12 protein-coding genes and 1 pseudogene are annotated in these 13,451 nt (G+C 71.9%); 4 read left to right on the plus strand and 9 right to left on the minus strand.

Annotated elements, in window-relative coordinates:
- Window positions 1–79 precede the first annotated feature (79 nt).
- Window positions 80–1,216, plus strand: a complete 1,137-nt coding sequence (locus AB0I41_RS26805) for an alcohol dehydrogenase catalytic domain-containing protein (protein WP_357112989.1) — start codon at window positions 80–82, stop codon at window positions 1,214–1,216.
- On the plus strand, window positions 1,204–2,697 hold the full coding sequence (locus AB0I41_RS26810) for a class I adenylate-forming enzyme family protein (RefSeq protein WP_357112991.1): 1,494 nt from the start codon (window positions 1,204–1,206) through the stop codon (window positions 2,695–2,697). The genes AB0I41_RS26805 and AB0I41_RS26810 overlap by 13 nt, the downstream gene beginning before the upstream one ends.
- Here AB0I41_RS26810 and AB0I41_RS26815 read toward each other — a convergent pair.
- On the minus strand, window positions 2,694–4,328 hold the full coding sequence (locus AB0I41_RS26815) for a class I adenylate-forming enzyme family protein (protein ID WP_357112994.1): 1,635 nt from the start codon (window positions 4,326–4,328) through the stop codon (window positions 2,694–2,696). The genes AB0I41_RS26810 and AB0I41_RS26815 overlap by 4 nt on opposite strands.
- Window positions 4,329–4,402: 74 nt before the next feature.
- Here AB0I41_RS26815 and AB0I41_RS26820 point away from each other — a divergent pair, with 74 nt between their 5' ends.
- The gene (locus tag AB0I41_RS26820) at window positions 4,403–4,804 is read left to right on the plus strand and encodes a hotdog domain-containing protein (RefSeq protein ID WP_357112997.1); all 402 of its coding nucleotides are present in this window, start codon (window positions 4,403–4,405) and stop codon (window positions 4,802–4,804) included.
- 90 nt (window positions 4,805–4,894) lie between these two features.
- Here the strand turns inward: AB0I41_RS26820 and AB0I41_RS26825 are convergent, their stop codons facing one another.
- From AB0I41_RS26825 to AB0I41_RS26860, 8 genes are all read right to left on the minus strand, one after another.
- Window positions 4,895–6,487, minus strand: a complete 1,593-nt coding sequence (locus tag AB0I41_RS26825) for a class I adenylate-forming enzyme family protein (RefSeq protein ID WP_357113000.1) — start codon at window positions 6,485–6,487, stop codon at window positions 4,895–4,897.
- 108 nt (window positions 6,488–6,595) lie between these two features.
- Window positions 6,596–7,222 carry a gamma carbonic anhydrase family protein gene (locus AB0I41_RS26830; protein ID WP_357113003.1) on the minus strand — a complete coding sequence of 209 codons (627 nt, stop codon included), beginning with the start codon at window positions 7,220–7,222 and terminating at the stop codon, window positions 6,596–6,598.
- Window positions 7,223–7,258: 36 nt separating this feature from the next.
- Entirely contained in the window at window positions 7,259–8,164 is a 906-nt protein-coding gene (locus AB0I41_RS26835; RefSeq protein WP_357113005.1) for an SDR family oxidoreductase, read from the minus strand.
- Window positions 8,165–8,216: 52 nt separating this feature from the next.
- Window positions 8,217–8,948, minus strand: coding sequence for an ATP-binding cassette domain-containing protein (locus AB0I41_RS26840; RefSeq protein WP_357113008.1), 732 nt, complete (start codon window positions 8,946–8,948; stop codon window positions 8,217–8,219).
- Window positions 8,935–9,762 carry an ATP-binding cassette domain-containing protein gene (locus tag AB0I41_RS26845; protein WP_357113010.1) on the minus strand — a complete coding sequence of 276 codons (828 nt, stop codon included), beginning with the start codon at window positions 9,760–9,762 and terminating at the stop codon, window positions 8,935–8,937. Before AB0I41_RS26845 ends, AB0I41_RS26840 begins: the two co-directional genes overlap by 14 nt.
- Window positions 9,755–10,780: a branched-chain amino acid ABC transporter permease gene (locus AB0I41_RS26850; protein ID WP_357113013.1), complete on the minus strand. Its 1,026-nt coding sequence runs from the start codon at window positions 10,778–10,780 to the stop codon at window positions 9,755–9,757. Before AB0I41_RS26850 ends, AB0I41_RS26845 begins: the two co-directional genes overlap by 8 nt.
- A complete protein-coding gene (locus AB0I41_RS26855; RefSeq protein ID WP_357113015.1) occupies window positions 10,777–11,652 on the minus strand; it encodes a branched-chain amino acid ABC transporter permease in 876 nt (291 codons plus the stop codon). Before AB0I41_RS26855 ends, AB0I41_RS26850 begins: the two co-directional genes overlap by 4 nt.
- 67 nt (window positions 11,653–11,719) lie before the next feature.
- Window positions 11,720–12,943: an ABC transporter substrate-binding protein gene (locus AB0I41_RS26860; protein WP_357113018.1), complete on the minus strand. Its 1,224-nt coding sequence runs from the start codon at window positions 12,941–12,943 to the stop codon at window positions 11,720–11,722.
- Between the two features lie 407 nt (window positions 12,944–13,350).
- Here AB0I41_RS26860 and AB0I41_RS26865 point away from each other — a divergent pair.
- Window positions 13,351–13,451: pseudogene (locus AB0I41_RS26865) on the plus strand (electron transfer flavoprotein subunit beta); the annotation flags it as partial.

Below are 13,451 nucleotides of genomic sequence, written 5' to 3' on the forward strand. Positions count from 1 at the left end.
AGGTTGACTCGACTTAGATATTGAATACAAAATCTAAGTCCACGGTCAAGTCATCGGGGACCACGAGGTGGGGGGCGCGATGCGCGCGGCGGTGCTGCACGGCTTCGGCGATCTGCGGATCGAGGACGTTCCCGACCCCCGGCCCGGACCCGGTGACGTCGTCCTCGACGTAGCCTGCGTGCAGCTGAGCGTCACCGAGTGCATGCTGATCGCCGGAGAGCCGGTGGCGCTGCACACCCACCTCGCCGACGCCCTGGCCGCCGGCCCGGTCCGCTTCGGCGGGCACGAGTTCTGCGGCGTGGTCCGTTCGGTCGGGACGGCGGTGCGCGACATCGCGGTCGGCGCCCGGGTGACCGCCGTGGAGACCGTCGTGTGTGGACGGTGTCCGGCCTGCCGGCGCGGCAGGCCGGACGCCTGCCTCGGACCCGAGTTCATCGGGTTCACCCGCCCCGGCGCCCTGGCCGAGCAGGTGCTGGTTCCCGCCGCGTGCGTGGTGCCGGTGCCGCCCGGTGTGACTGCCTCCGCGGCGGCGGCCGTGCAGCCACTGGCCGGGGCTTTGCACGCGCACGCACTCGCCGCCGTGCAGCCTGGCGAGACCATGCTGGTCATCGGCGCCGGCGTGATGGGGCTGCTCGCCCTGCAGGTGGCCCGGTGCGGCAACGCCGGCCTGATCGCGATCAGCGGACGGAGCCCGGCGAAGCTCGCCCTCGCCAACCGGTTCAGCGCCGATCTGGTGATCGACGCGAGTGGCGGACCGGAAGCGGTGCTCGCGGCGGTACGGGAGGCGACCGGCGGGATCGGCGTCGACGTCGTGGTCGAGACCGCCGGCGGCGCCCCAGGGGTCGGGCTCGCCGGCACGGAGACGCTCGATCTGGCGGCGCGCTGCGCCCGCCGGGGCGGCCGCGTGGTGGTGGTCTCGGTGCTGCCCGAGCGGGCGCCGGCGCCGCTCGGCCTGCTGCGGGAGCGCGGCATAGCGCTGCTGCACCCCCGGTCCGGCGCCGGCGGTTACTCCCCCGGCGGCGGTGTCTTCGACCACGCGCTGCGCCTGGTGGCCCGGGGCGACGTCGACGTCGAATCGCTGGTCACCCATCGGCTCTCCGGGATGACGGAGGTGCCGAAGGCGGTGGAGATCACCCGGGACAAGACCGTGCACGGCGCGATCAACCCGGCGCAGGTCGACCTGACCGGCGGAGGGGAGCGGGCATGGAACTGCTGATCGGCGACATCGTCCGACAGGCGGCCCGGATGGCGCCGGCGGCGACCGCGGCCACCCTGGCCGGGGATCGGGTCACCTTCCGCGACCTCGACGAGCGGGCGAACCGCGCCGCCAACGCGCTGGCCGGCCTGGGCGTGCGGCGTGGCGACCGGGTGGCCTGGTGGGCCGCGCCGACGCTGGGCACCCTGGACGGCTTCCTGGGCTGTGCCCGGCTCGGCGCCGCATTCGCCCCGATCAACCCCGCGCTCTCCCCCGGCGAGCTGGCGGCGGTGCTGTCCTATCTGGCCCCTCGGCTGCTGGTCACCGATCGTCCCGACGCGCCCCGGGGCGTGCCGCTCGCCCGCGTCGGCTCCGCGCCGGGCCCCGGCGCGGACCTCGACGCCCTCGCCGGCGCCGCGCGCGCCGCGCTGCCCGACGGGCACGACCGCCTCGCCGACACCGACCCGCACATCGTCTACCTGACCAGCGGCAGCACCGGCCGGCCGAAGGGGGCGCTGGTCAGCCACCGCGCGAGCTGGCTGCGCGCGGCACCCGGCGGCGGCACCTTCACCTCCGGGCTGCGCGGCCGGGGCGGCGTCCTGTGCAGCTTTCCGCTGTACCACTACGGCGGTTGGCACTACGTGCTGGAGGCGTGGCAGAACCGGGCCGCGGTGCACCTGGTGCGGCGGGCCGACGCCGCGCAGATGATCGACTCGGTGCGGCGGGAGCGCCCCTCGGCGATCTACTGCATCCCCGCCGTATGGGAGCGGCTGCTCGACCCCGAGCACCGGCACGCCGACCTGTCGTCGCTGCGGCACGCGGACACCGGCACCTCGGGGATTTCCACCGAACTGCTCCTGCGGATCAAGCAGCGGCTGCCGGAAACCACCACGACCGTCCTGTACGGGTCGACCGAGGCGGGCCGGATGGCGGCGCTGCCGGACCCCGACATCTTCGATAAGCCCGGCAGCGTCGGGCTCCCGGCCTGTCCGAACGCGCTGTGGGTGGACGCCCCGGCCGGCGAGGTGGGCGAGGTCTGCGTCAGCGGACCAGGACTGATGTCCGGCTACCACGACCTTCCCGAGGAGACCGGGGCGGCGCTGCGCGACGGCGTCTACCGCTCGGGGGACCTGGGCTACCTCGACGGCCAGGGGTACCTCCACCTCACCGGCCGTCAGCGCGAGGTCATCCGCACCGGCGGGGAGTCGGTGTCGCCGTTCGAGGTGGAGCAGGCGCTGCGCGACCTGCCCGGGATCCGCGACGTGGCCGTGGTCGGCCTGCCTGACGAGCGGTGGGGTGAGGTGGTCTGTGCGGTGCTGGTGCTGGCGCCGGGGGCGGCAGCGCCGGAGGTTGCCACACTGCGCGGGCACGTCGCCAACCAGTTGGCCTCCTTCAAGCAGCCGCGTCGGGTCGCTGTGGTGTCGGAGATCCCGCGTACCCCGGCGACCGGCCAGATCCAGCGCTCCCGGATCAGGGCCGCCCTGATCGAGGCGGCACGCTAACCGGCGCGCAGCCGGGCCCGCAGTTCCGCCTTGGCCACCTTGCCGCCGGAGCCGCGGGGCAGCTCGTCGACGATCTCGAGTCGCTCGGGCCAGTTCTCGGGAGAGACGCCACGCGCGGCGAGGTGCGAGCGCAGGTCGTCCAGGTCGAGCGCGGCGCCGGGCCGGAGCACCACCACGGCGCAGACCCGCTCGCCGTACGTCGGGTCGGGCACCGCAACCGCAGCCACCATGGCGACGGCGGGGTGGGCGCCAACCTGCTCCTCGACCGCAGCAGCGCTGACGTTCTTGCCGCCACGGATGATGAAGTCCGACTTGCGGTCCACCACCCGCAGGTAGCCGTCCCCGTCGACGGTGCAGATGTCGCCGGTGAGCATCCAGCCGTCCGGGGTGAAGAGCCGCTCGTTCGCACCCGGGTCGTTGAAGTAGCCGAGGCAGGTGGCGGGCCCGGCGCAGGCGGCCTGCCCCGGCCCGCCGGTGGCGGTGACGTCCGCGCCGTCGTCGCCGAAGAGCCGCACGTGCATCTCGTCGATGATCCGGCCGGCCGTGCGCAGCCGCCGCTCCACGGTGTCCGTGGTCCCGGTGCGCGACAGCGCGCCGGTCTCGTTGGAGCCGAAGAACTGCAGCACCTGCGCGCCGGTGCGCCGCTCGAAATCAGCGGCGCGCTCGTACGGCACCGCCTCACCACCGGTAAACATGCAGCGCAGCGAGCTCAGGTCGTACCGGCCGGGCTCCGCGTTGAGCATCATGATGAACTGCGTGCTCACGCAGCACACCACGGTCACCCGCTCCCGCTCGATCAGCTCCAGCGCGCCGGCAGCGCTGAACCGCGGCATCACCACCGTGGGCGAGCCGAGCAGCGTGGGCGTGAAGTTCGCCGTCCATTGGGCGAAGCCGTACGGGGCCGGGATGAGGGTGAGGAAGACGTCGTCGGGGGTGAAATCCCCCGCCTCCAGCGCGAGCTGGTGGTAGTACAGCCACCGGTTCTGGTTGTGCACCACGCACTTGGGCATGCCGGTGGTGCCCGAGGTGCCGTTGAGCAGGTGGATCTCGCCGAGGCCGAGGGCGCGATCGGCGAGCAGGGCCCGTTCCGCCGCGGTCGGCTCCGGCCAGTCCACCTCGGCGAGCCGGTGCGGCAGCTCCAGCCGCAGCCGCAGCGGCAGCCCCTCGACCAGTTCGGCGACCGGGGTGTCCCGGTGCTCCGCGTGGCTGATGAGCGCCGTGGCCCCGGCGACCGTGAGCAGGTGCCGGAGTTCGAGGCGGCCGGCGCGCGGGCCGATGCCGACCACCACGACACCGGCCTTCAGCGCGGCCAGGTAGGCGACGTGCACCGCGACGCCGTCCGGGAGCAGCACACCGACCCGCTCACCGCGGGCGAGCCCGGAGCGCACCATCAGCGCCGCGAGCCGGTCGGACACCTCGTCGTAGGCGCGCCAGCCGATCCGGTCGTCACCGGCGATGAAGGCGGGCCGCTCCGGGATCTGCGCCGCGTGTCGGCGCACCCGTTCCGTGAGCGTCTCCGTGCCCCACCGCCCGACCTCGGCCAGTCGGTCCGCCACGTATCGCTCGTGCGCGCTGCCGGGGACCGGGGCCGTGCCGGTCGGGAAGAGCGCGGTCACCTCGCTGTACGACAATTCCAACCCCTACCTAACAAGCGCTTGGTTGTGGCATTCTGTTTCCGGCACAGTGAGCCTGTCAAGGAGGCGGGATGCGGATCTGGGAGACGGCGACCGGGGACGAGCTGGTGACCAGCCCGGTGCGCGAGGGCGAACGGTCGGAGCGCACGTTCGAGGTGACCGCCGGGATGCTCACCGGGCACGTGCCCGGCGCGCCGTCGGTGCTCTCCACCCCGGCGCTGATCGGGCTCCTGGAGGACACCGCCGCCGACATCCTGCGTCGGCGGCTCGCACCGGGTGCCGCGTCGGTCGGCACCTGGATCGGGGTGCGGCACCGCGCGCCGGCCCTCGCCGGCCAGCGCGTCGAGGTGCGCGCGACGGTAGCCGCCGTGCAGGGCCGGCATGTCACCTTCGACGTCTCGGCGCAGGTGGCCGGCCGGACGATCGGCGACGGACAGGTCACCCAGACGCTGATCCGCAGCGTCGGCCGCTGAGCCGGACGACGGGGCCGCGCGACGCCCGCGGCTCAGCCGGACTGCCGCGCTTACCCCCGGCAGTCCGGCTGGCCCGGTCGGGCCCCGCTCTCACACCCGTGCGCGCAGTGCCACCTTGTCCACCTTGCCGCCCGCCCCCAAGGGCAGGGCCGGCAACCACACCAGCCGCTCCGGCCAGTTGAGCTTCGACACGCCCTGCGCGGCCAGGTGTGTCCGCAGGTCGTCCAGATCCAGTTCGACGCCGTCACGGGTGACCACGAACGCGCAGACCCGCTCCCCCAGCACCTCGTCCAGGTAACCGACCACCGCCGCCTGGGCGACCCGCGGGTGTCCGCCGACCGCCTCCTCCACCACCGGCGCGCTGATGTTGTGCCCGCCCCGGATGATGAAGTCGGCCGTCCGCCCGGTCACCGACAGGTAGCCGTCACCGTCGACCTCGCCGATGTCCCCGGTGAGCAGCCAACCGTCCTCGCGCAACAGGACCCGGTCGGCCGCCTCGTCCCGGAAGTAGCCCGGGGCGCAGCCCGGCCCGTGCACAGCCACCTGACCCGGCCCGCCCTCGACCGGGCTCCCGTTCCGGTCGAAGAAACGCATCCGCATCGCCGGGATGGGCCGCCCGGCCGTCCGCAGCCGCTTCTCGCGGTCGTCGTCGACCCGCGTCACCGAGATCGGGCCCGCCTCGTTCGAGCCGTAGAACTGCAGCACCGTGCACCCCGTGCGCTCCTCAAACTCCACCGCCCGGTGGTACGGCACGCGCTCTCCCCCGGTGAAGAGCACCCGCAGTGAACTCAGGTCGTGCTCGGCGAACTCCGGGGCGTTCAACATCATGATGAACTGGCTGGTCACGGCGGCGAGCACGGTAACCCGATGCCGCTCGATCAGCCGCAGCGTCTCGGCCGGGTTGAATTCGGCGGCCAGCACGGTCGGGAATCGGTACCGGGCGGGAACGACGTGGGCGCTCCACAGCCCGAAGCCGTACGGGGCAGGCAGCGCGCTGAGGACGACCTCGTCGGGGCCGAACCTGGCCGCCTCCGCGGCGAGCGGACCGAAGTACTTGCGGGTGTTCATGGTCTGCCGCACGCACTTGGGCCGGCCGGTGGTGCCCGACGTCGAGTTGAGGAAGAAGAGGTCGTCGGGGCCGAGCTCGCGCCCGTTCACGGCCGCGGCGGCTTGCTCCCACGACGGCACCGGAAGCGGCTCACCGTCGCACTCCACGGTCAGCTCCGGACCGTGCAGGTCCAGTACCAGGTGCCGGCGCGCGCCGGCCGCCCGGGCGATCTCCCGCCCCGGCCGGCCGCGGTGCGCCGCACGGGTCGCCAGCGCTCCCGCGCCGGTGTGCCTCAGCAGGTACGCGATCTCGGCGTCCCCGGCCCGGGGCGGCAGCCCCACGGTCACCAGACCGGCCTTCTGCGCCGCGAGGTAGGCCACGTGGGTGAGCGCCCCGCCGGTGAGCAGGACCGCGAGCAGCTCGCCCGGTGGCCAGCCGGCGACGGCATACGCCCCGGCCAGCCGCGTGGAGAGCCGGTCGTATTCACGCCAGGTCAGGGTCGCGTCCGTGGCATGGAACGCGACCGCGTCCGGTGCCTCGGCGGCGTTCCGGGCGACCAGGTCGGCGATCGTGTCGGCGTCCCAGTCACCGTCGGCGTAGTAGCGGCAGATCGTGGTTTCGGAGAACTCAGACACCTACCCGTCCATTCGGATGTTGACGCTGGCGGCGGAGCACCCCGCCGCTCGACCAGGACGGCCGATGGTGGCCGCCCCGCACGTTGCGACCCCGACCGTCGTAACGGCTCACTCCGGCGCTCCCCGGCGGGCCCGCCGGTACTCGTCGAGCGGGACCGCCACGCGGGCGTCGGTGGTGAGGCTCGGTCGGTCCGGCTCGGCGACCGGCAGCGGCGTGACCGGCCGCAGCGTGGCGCGGCAACGCTCGGTCAGGCGCTGGTAGGTCCGGGTTCCGTTTGCCTTCCACGCCAACTCGTCCGCGGTCAACTCCCGGCGGACCGCGGCCGGGCTGCCGGTGGCGAGGGTGCGCGGCGGCACGACGAACCCTGCCCGGACGAAGCTGTGCGCACCGACGAAGGCCGCCTCGCCGACGACTGCCCCGTCCATCACCACCGCGTTCATCCCGATCAGCGCGCCGGCGCCGACGCGGCAGCCGTGCAGCACCGCTCCGTGCCCGACGTGCCCGTCCCGCTCCAGGACGGCTTCGGTGCCCGGGAAGGTGTGGAACATGCAGTGATCCTGGAGGTTGGCGCCGGCGGCCATGACGATGCGGCCGAAGTCTCCCCGAAGGCTGGCGAAGGGCCCGACGTAGCAGCCGGGGCCGACGTGGACGTCACCGATCAGCACCGCCGTCGGGTGCACATAGGCGGTCGGGTCCACCACCGGCACGACACCATCGATCTCATAGGCCGGCATCGGCGCCCCCGGCGTCGTACCTGGCTGTCCGCCCGCTCACGATGCTCCCTCTCCCGCCACTGGACTACCGGCCACTCTCGGGGCGGGTGGCAACCCGACCGGCTGCTGGCGGCGAGCGAGATCCTCGTCGAAAGCCTCGGCCACCGCCGCCACCGTCCATTCCGAGATCCGAACGGCCGGGAGGACCACCCCGGGGTGGGTCATGAGCGAGAGCTCCTCGCCGTCCACCCGCACGACCTGCCCGGAGATCCCTGCGGCCGCGTCCGAGAGGAGGTAGACCACGGCCGGCGCGTTGCTGGACGGGCTCTTACCCACGTTCTGCCCTCTGGCCCGCTCACCGAGGTAGCGCTCGAAGGTGTCCGCCATCCGGGTGTCCGCGTTCGGCGACACGGCGTTGACGCGGACGGACGTGCCGGCAAGGTCCGCGGCCCAGCAGTAGGTGAGCGACGCGACGCCGCCCTTGCTCGCGCCGTACGCGCCCATCGCCGCCGAACCGGCATGGGAGCCGGAGGTGATGTTCACCAGCGAACCCCCGCCCGGCTGGTCCAGCATGGCGCGGATGGCGTGTAGCCCGCAGTAGGCCGTGCCGAGCAGGTTCACCTCGACGACCGTGCGGAACTCCACCGGATCCTGTTCACGCGGATCGGCCAGGCGGAAGATGCCGGCGTTGTTGACCAGCCCGTCGATGCGGCCGAACGCGTTTCGGCACGCCTCGACCAACCGGCCGGCGCCCTCCCACGAGGCGATGTCCGAATCGTCGCAGACGGCCCCGATCTCCGCGGCCACCCTCGTTGCGGCGTCCACGTCGACGTCGTTCACCACCACCGAGGCGCCCTCGGCGGCGGCGAGACGGGCGTACGCCTCACCGAGCCCTCGCCCAGCGCCCGTGACCACGATCGCCTTGCCTGCCAGCCAGCCAGGCACGGCGTTGTCAGCACCCATCACCACAGCCCTCCCACGGGTTGCCCCAGACAGTCCGCCAGCGGTGCTCCGTTCAGCCCGCCGGGCGAAACTCCTTAGGGCGCTCGACACCGATGGCCGCGCTGTACGCGTCGTCCAGCGCTGCGCCGCCGCCGTTCACCTCCGCCACGATCTCGCCGCGCACCAGCACGTACCCCCGGTCGACGACGCGCCGCAGCACGCCCAGCGCGGGCTCGGCCAGCAGCACCGCGACGCCCTCGCGGGCCAGCGCGGAAACCGTCGCGGCCAGCTCGCGGACGATCAGCGGGGCGAGACCGGTCATCATCTCGTCGAGCAACAGCACCCGGGGCGAGCCCATCAACGCCCGGGAAACCACGAGCATCTGCTGCTCCCCGCCGGAGAGCACGCCGACCAGGCTGCGCAGGCGGGTCCGCAGGATGGGGAACCGGTCCACTGCCTCGTCCACGGCGGAGTTGGGCAGCCGGAGCAGCTCGGCCATCACGCGCAGGTTGTCCGCGACGTTCAGGTGCGGGAAGAGCTGCCGCCCCTGCGGAACGACCGCGATCCCCGCCCGGGCCCGGGCCGCGGATCGCAACCGGGTGATGTCCTCGCCGTCGACATACACCTTCCCGGTCGCGGGGACCGAACCGTACGCGGCGAGCAGCAGGCTGCTCTTCCCCGCGCCGTTCGGGCCGACGATCGCGGTGACGGCGCCGCCCCGTGCGGTGATGCTGACCTCGTTCAACGCGCTGGCATGTCCGTAACGGACGCTCAGCCCCTCGATCTTCACCTCATGACCGGACATCCTGCACCTCCGCCTTCGGGGAGCCGTCGCCGGCGTCATCGTCGTCGGTGTCCAATCCGAAGTAGACGTTCTGCATCTGCTGGCTGGCCAGGCACTCGCGCGGATCGCCGTCGAAGACCACCCGGCCCCGGTCGAGCAGCATGATCCGGTCCACCAGGCGGGCGACGAGGTCCACGTTGTGGTCGACCAGGATCACGGCGTGGCCACGCCGCCGCACGGTGTGGATCACCTCGGCGATGCCCGCGACGCCGCGCGCGTCGGAGCCGGCGAACGGCTCGTCCAGCAGCAGCACCAGCGGGTCCTGCCCGAGGGCTCGGCCAACCTCGACCAGCCGCTGCTCGCCGAGGGTGAGGTCACCGGCCTCCCGATCCAGATCTCTGATGCCCAGTTCGTTCGCGATCGCCCGCACGGCGACCTCATCGGCCGCCACTCTGGGCCGCAGCGCCCCGACGAACGCCCCGGTGATCATCTGCCAGAGCGTGGCGTGCCGGCGGGCGGCCCGCCCCAGCAGCAGGTTGGCCCGGACGTCCAGCTCCAGCGCGAGCTGGGGGTACTGGAAGGTGCGGCCCAGTCCGGCCCGGGCGCGCCGTGACGCCGGCCCGGCGAGCTTCGATCCGCGCAGCGTCAGCTCGCCAGCGGTGGCCGCCTGCGCCCCGGAGATCAGGTCGACCAGCGTGGTCTTGCCGGCGCCGTTCGGGCCGACCAGCCCGAGAACCTCCCCGGCCCGCAATTCGAAGTCGACTTCCGACAGGGCGGTGACTCCGCCGTAGCGCTTGGTCAGGCCGCGCCCGACCAGCAGGATCTCCTCAGCCACGGTCCGGCTCCTTCCGCAGCAGCGCCCAGGTCCGCGTGCGCAGCTTGTCGGCGTAGCCCACCACGCCGCGCGGCGCGACCAGCATGATCACCAGTACCCCGAGCGCGAGCAGCAGCGTGCCGCTGGTCTGGATCGCCGGGAAGTTGAGCGTCAGCTCGACCGCGATCACGGCCCCGGCGACGGCGCCCCACGGCGTGCCCGCCCCACCGATCAGCGGCATGAAGATGGCGAGGAAGACGATGTTCAGGGTGAACGTGTCCGGCGTGATGCTGCCGGCCGAGTAGGTGAACAGTCCCCCGCCGACGGCCGCGATCGCCGCGCCGAGCGCCAGCGCCAGGAGGTTCAGCACGGGGACCCGGACGCCGGCCGCCTCCACAGCCCGTGGGGCGTCCCGCATCGTCCGCACGATCACGCCCCACGGCGAGAGCCGCAGCCGATCCAGCAGGAACGCGATGACGCAGACGATGACCGCCGAGCCGAGCACCACCTGATAGTGGCTCGGCGTCCAGCCGAACAGGTTGAGCGGCCGCAGGTTGCCCAGCCCGCCCGAGCCGCCGGAGAGGGCCTCGGCGTCGATGAGGAACGCGGTGAACGCCATGCCGAACAGCAGGGTCACCGCCGCGAGGAAGAACCCGGACAGCCGCCGGGTGACGAGCCCGAGCAGCACAGCGAGCAGCGCCGCCACGATGGGGCCGACGAGCCACGCCACCGCTAGCGGCAACCCGGTCTTCGTGGAGATCAGGCCGACTGCGTACCCGCCGATCCCGGCGTAGGCGCTGTACGCCATGGACAGGGACCCGGCCATCAGGTACGGCACGTACATGCCGAGCGCGATCAGGGCGTAGGTCGCCGCGGAGGTGACAAGTGTCTGCTTGTAGCCGTCGGAGCCGACCCAGAGCAGAATCAGCACGGCGGCGGCGCAACCGAGGGCGAAACCGCCGATGCCGGGAACTCGACGGATATCACGGATATCCCAGCCGGCGGTCGCGGCGGCGGGCTGGGAGGTCTGAGCGGTCATGCGCGCACCGTCCGCACGAACAGGCCCTTTGGCTTGAGGGCGAAGAACAGCAGGGCGATGAGAAGCATCCCGTACACGTGCGCCTGGCCGCCGAAGTAGTACGGAAGGAACACCTCGACCAGCCCGAGCAGCATTCCGCCGAAGAGGGGCGCCCAGACGGAGCCGGTACCGCCCACCACCACGGCGAGGAACCCGGACAGCGACCAGGCCAGTCCGGACAGCGAATTCACGCCCGCCTTCGGGGCGAAGAGGATGCCGGCCAGCGCGGCGACGAAACCGGCGAGCACGAATGCGATCAGCCGGATCCGGTTGACTGGCAGGCCGAGCAGCGCCGCGGCGCGGTTGCTGTCGCCGACCGCCCGCAGCAGCCGGCCGGTCCGGGTCGACCGGATCCAGAGGGCCGACAGCGCGAAGGAGAGCAGCGCCACCACGATCATCAGGAGGGAGCTCGGCTGGACGGTGACCTCCCCGACCGTCACCGGGTCGAAGGTCGCCAGGCTCTGCCCGGGCAGGGTCGGGTATCCGAAGACGTAGCCGGCGAGCTGCTGGATGGCGAAGAGCACCGCCGCCACGGCGACCAGCGCCGGCAGCTCGCCGCCGCCGCTGCGCTTCTGTACCGGGCGCACGATAGCCAGCTCGGTGAGGGCGGCCAGCCCGACGGTCACTGCTACTGCCGTGGCGGCGGCCGGCCACACGCCGAGGTCGTAGGTGATGATCAGCCAGGTGGTGCAGAGGCCGCCCATCATCGCGTACGGGCCGATGGCGAAGTTGAAGAAGCCGGCCCCGACGTGGATCAGGTAGTAGGCCAGGGCCAGCATGCCGAAGAAACATCCCATTTCCACGGCGGAGAGCCAGAGCTGGAGGTCTGTCATGGAAACTCCTCGTGTGCACCTACCGGGAGCGGGCGAGCCGCGTCAGCTCGCCCGCCCCGTTGCGGGGTCAGTTCGAGCACGGGGGCTGGAACGTTACCCACGGTCCCTTGGGCTTGTTGTCCGCCCCGAACTCGATCAGGGAGAGGCCACATGCCCCGTCCGCGCCGAGGTGCTTGCTGGCGGAGAAGGACAGCGTGAAGCTTGCCTGCCCGAAGGTCGCCGGGTAACCGGTGATGCTCTGCATCGCCTCGTTGAGCTTCTTGGGGTCGTCCGGCCCGCCGGCCTTTTCGATGGCGAGCTTGAGGAGTTGCACGGAATCCCAGCCCTGGGCGTCGTACGCGGTGACCTGGTAGCTGTCGCCGTTTTTCTGCTTGAGGAAGTCGACCAGGGCCTTGGTACGGAGGTTCTCGGGGTTGATCGAGCCCATGAAGACCAGCCCCTCGAGGGCGCCCGGGTTGGCCAGCTTCCAGGAGGACGGCTGGTTGCCGATCGAGGCGAGCGAGAAGCGCGGCTTGCCCTTCAGCTGGGCTGCCAAGGTGTTCTGGGCGAGCACCTCGAACGCGCCACCGACGCTGGTGACCAGCACCGCGTCCGGGTTGGCGTTCTTCAGCCGGGCGATCTGGGCCGAGAGGTCCGAGGCGTTGGCCGCGCCCTTCTCGGTGGCCACGATCGTCACGCAGGACATCCCGGCCAGCAGCGACTTGTTCAACGCGGCGATGGTGGTCGTGTCATCCGTCAGGATGCCGATCTTGTTGATGTTGGCCGCCTTGAACGCCCCGCAGTAAACCTGGGCCCAGTCTTTGGTCGTGTTCGCGAGCATGTAGATCAGCTCGTTGTTCGGCGGCTCGACCAACGTCGCGGTCACGCCGGTGGGCGCGATCGCCGGCAGGCTGAGCTGGGTCAGGGTGGACTTCGCTTGCATGACGGCCGCGCTGCCGCTCTGCAGGAAGAGCGCCTTCGCGCCCTGGCTGTGCAGCTTCTGCAGGACTGCCGGGACCTTCGTCGGGTCACTCTCGTCGTTCTCGACGACGAGCCGCAGCGGACGGCCGAGGACGCCGCCCTTGTCGTTGATTTCCTGGACTGCCAGCCGGATGGTCTTGCCGGCGATGGTGCTGTAGGAGGCGCCGGGGCCGGTGCTGTCCTCGTCCATCCCGATGATGATGGGTTGGCCCTTTGCGGTCCCGTCGGTCGGCTTGTCGCTGCCGCCCTTGCCCCCGCAACCTGCGGCCGCAAGGGCGACGACGGCCAGGCTGGCGACCAACCGCGCCGTTGCTCCTCTGGTTATGGCCACTTCTCGCCCGCCTCACTCGATATGGCTGTCACTGACTCTTGGTCGTCCTTCTCGTCGCGGCCGCAGGTCGCGCCGGAGCGCTGAGGCCGCCAGGGGTGGTCCGTGTCGGTGCCGGTCGAGCTGGGCGACGGACCAGGACAACCGGCAACCGAGCAAGCGCTAGGTTGTTATAGTGCTGTCGGTCATACGGCGTGTCAAGGGCCACAATGCTGCCCCCGTGTTACGAAGGGATCAAGAAGTGTCCTCCCCGGGCTCCTGCCGGTTGACCTGCGGATCCAGCACGCGGGACGGCGACAGGGGCAGCCGACGCCCGGTTCGCCGCGCGCTGCTCCGCCCGTATTTGCGCCGGAGGTTGCGACGGACGGCGGGAACCGTTCGTCAACTACAAGAAGGGTCGTCGTAGCGCGATGAACATCGTCGTACTCGTCAAGCAGGTGCCCGATTCGGGCGCGGACCGCAACCTGCGTCCTGACGACAACACCGTCGACCGCGGTTCGGCGAACAACGT

Source organism: Micromonospora sp. NPDC050200 (assembly GCF_040656135.1).
In the GTDB taxonomy this organism is placed as follows: domain Bacteria; phylum Actinomycetota; class Actinomycetes; order Mycobacteriales; family Micromonosporaceae; genus Micromonospora.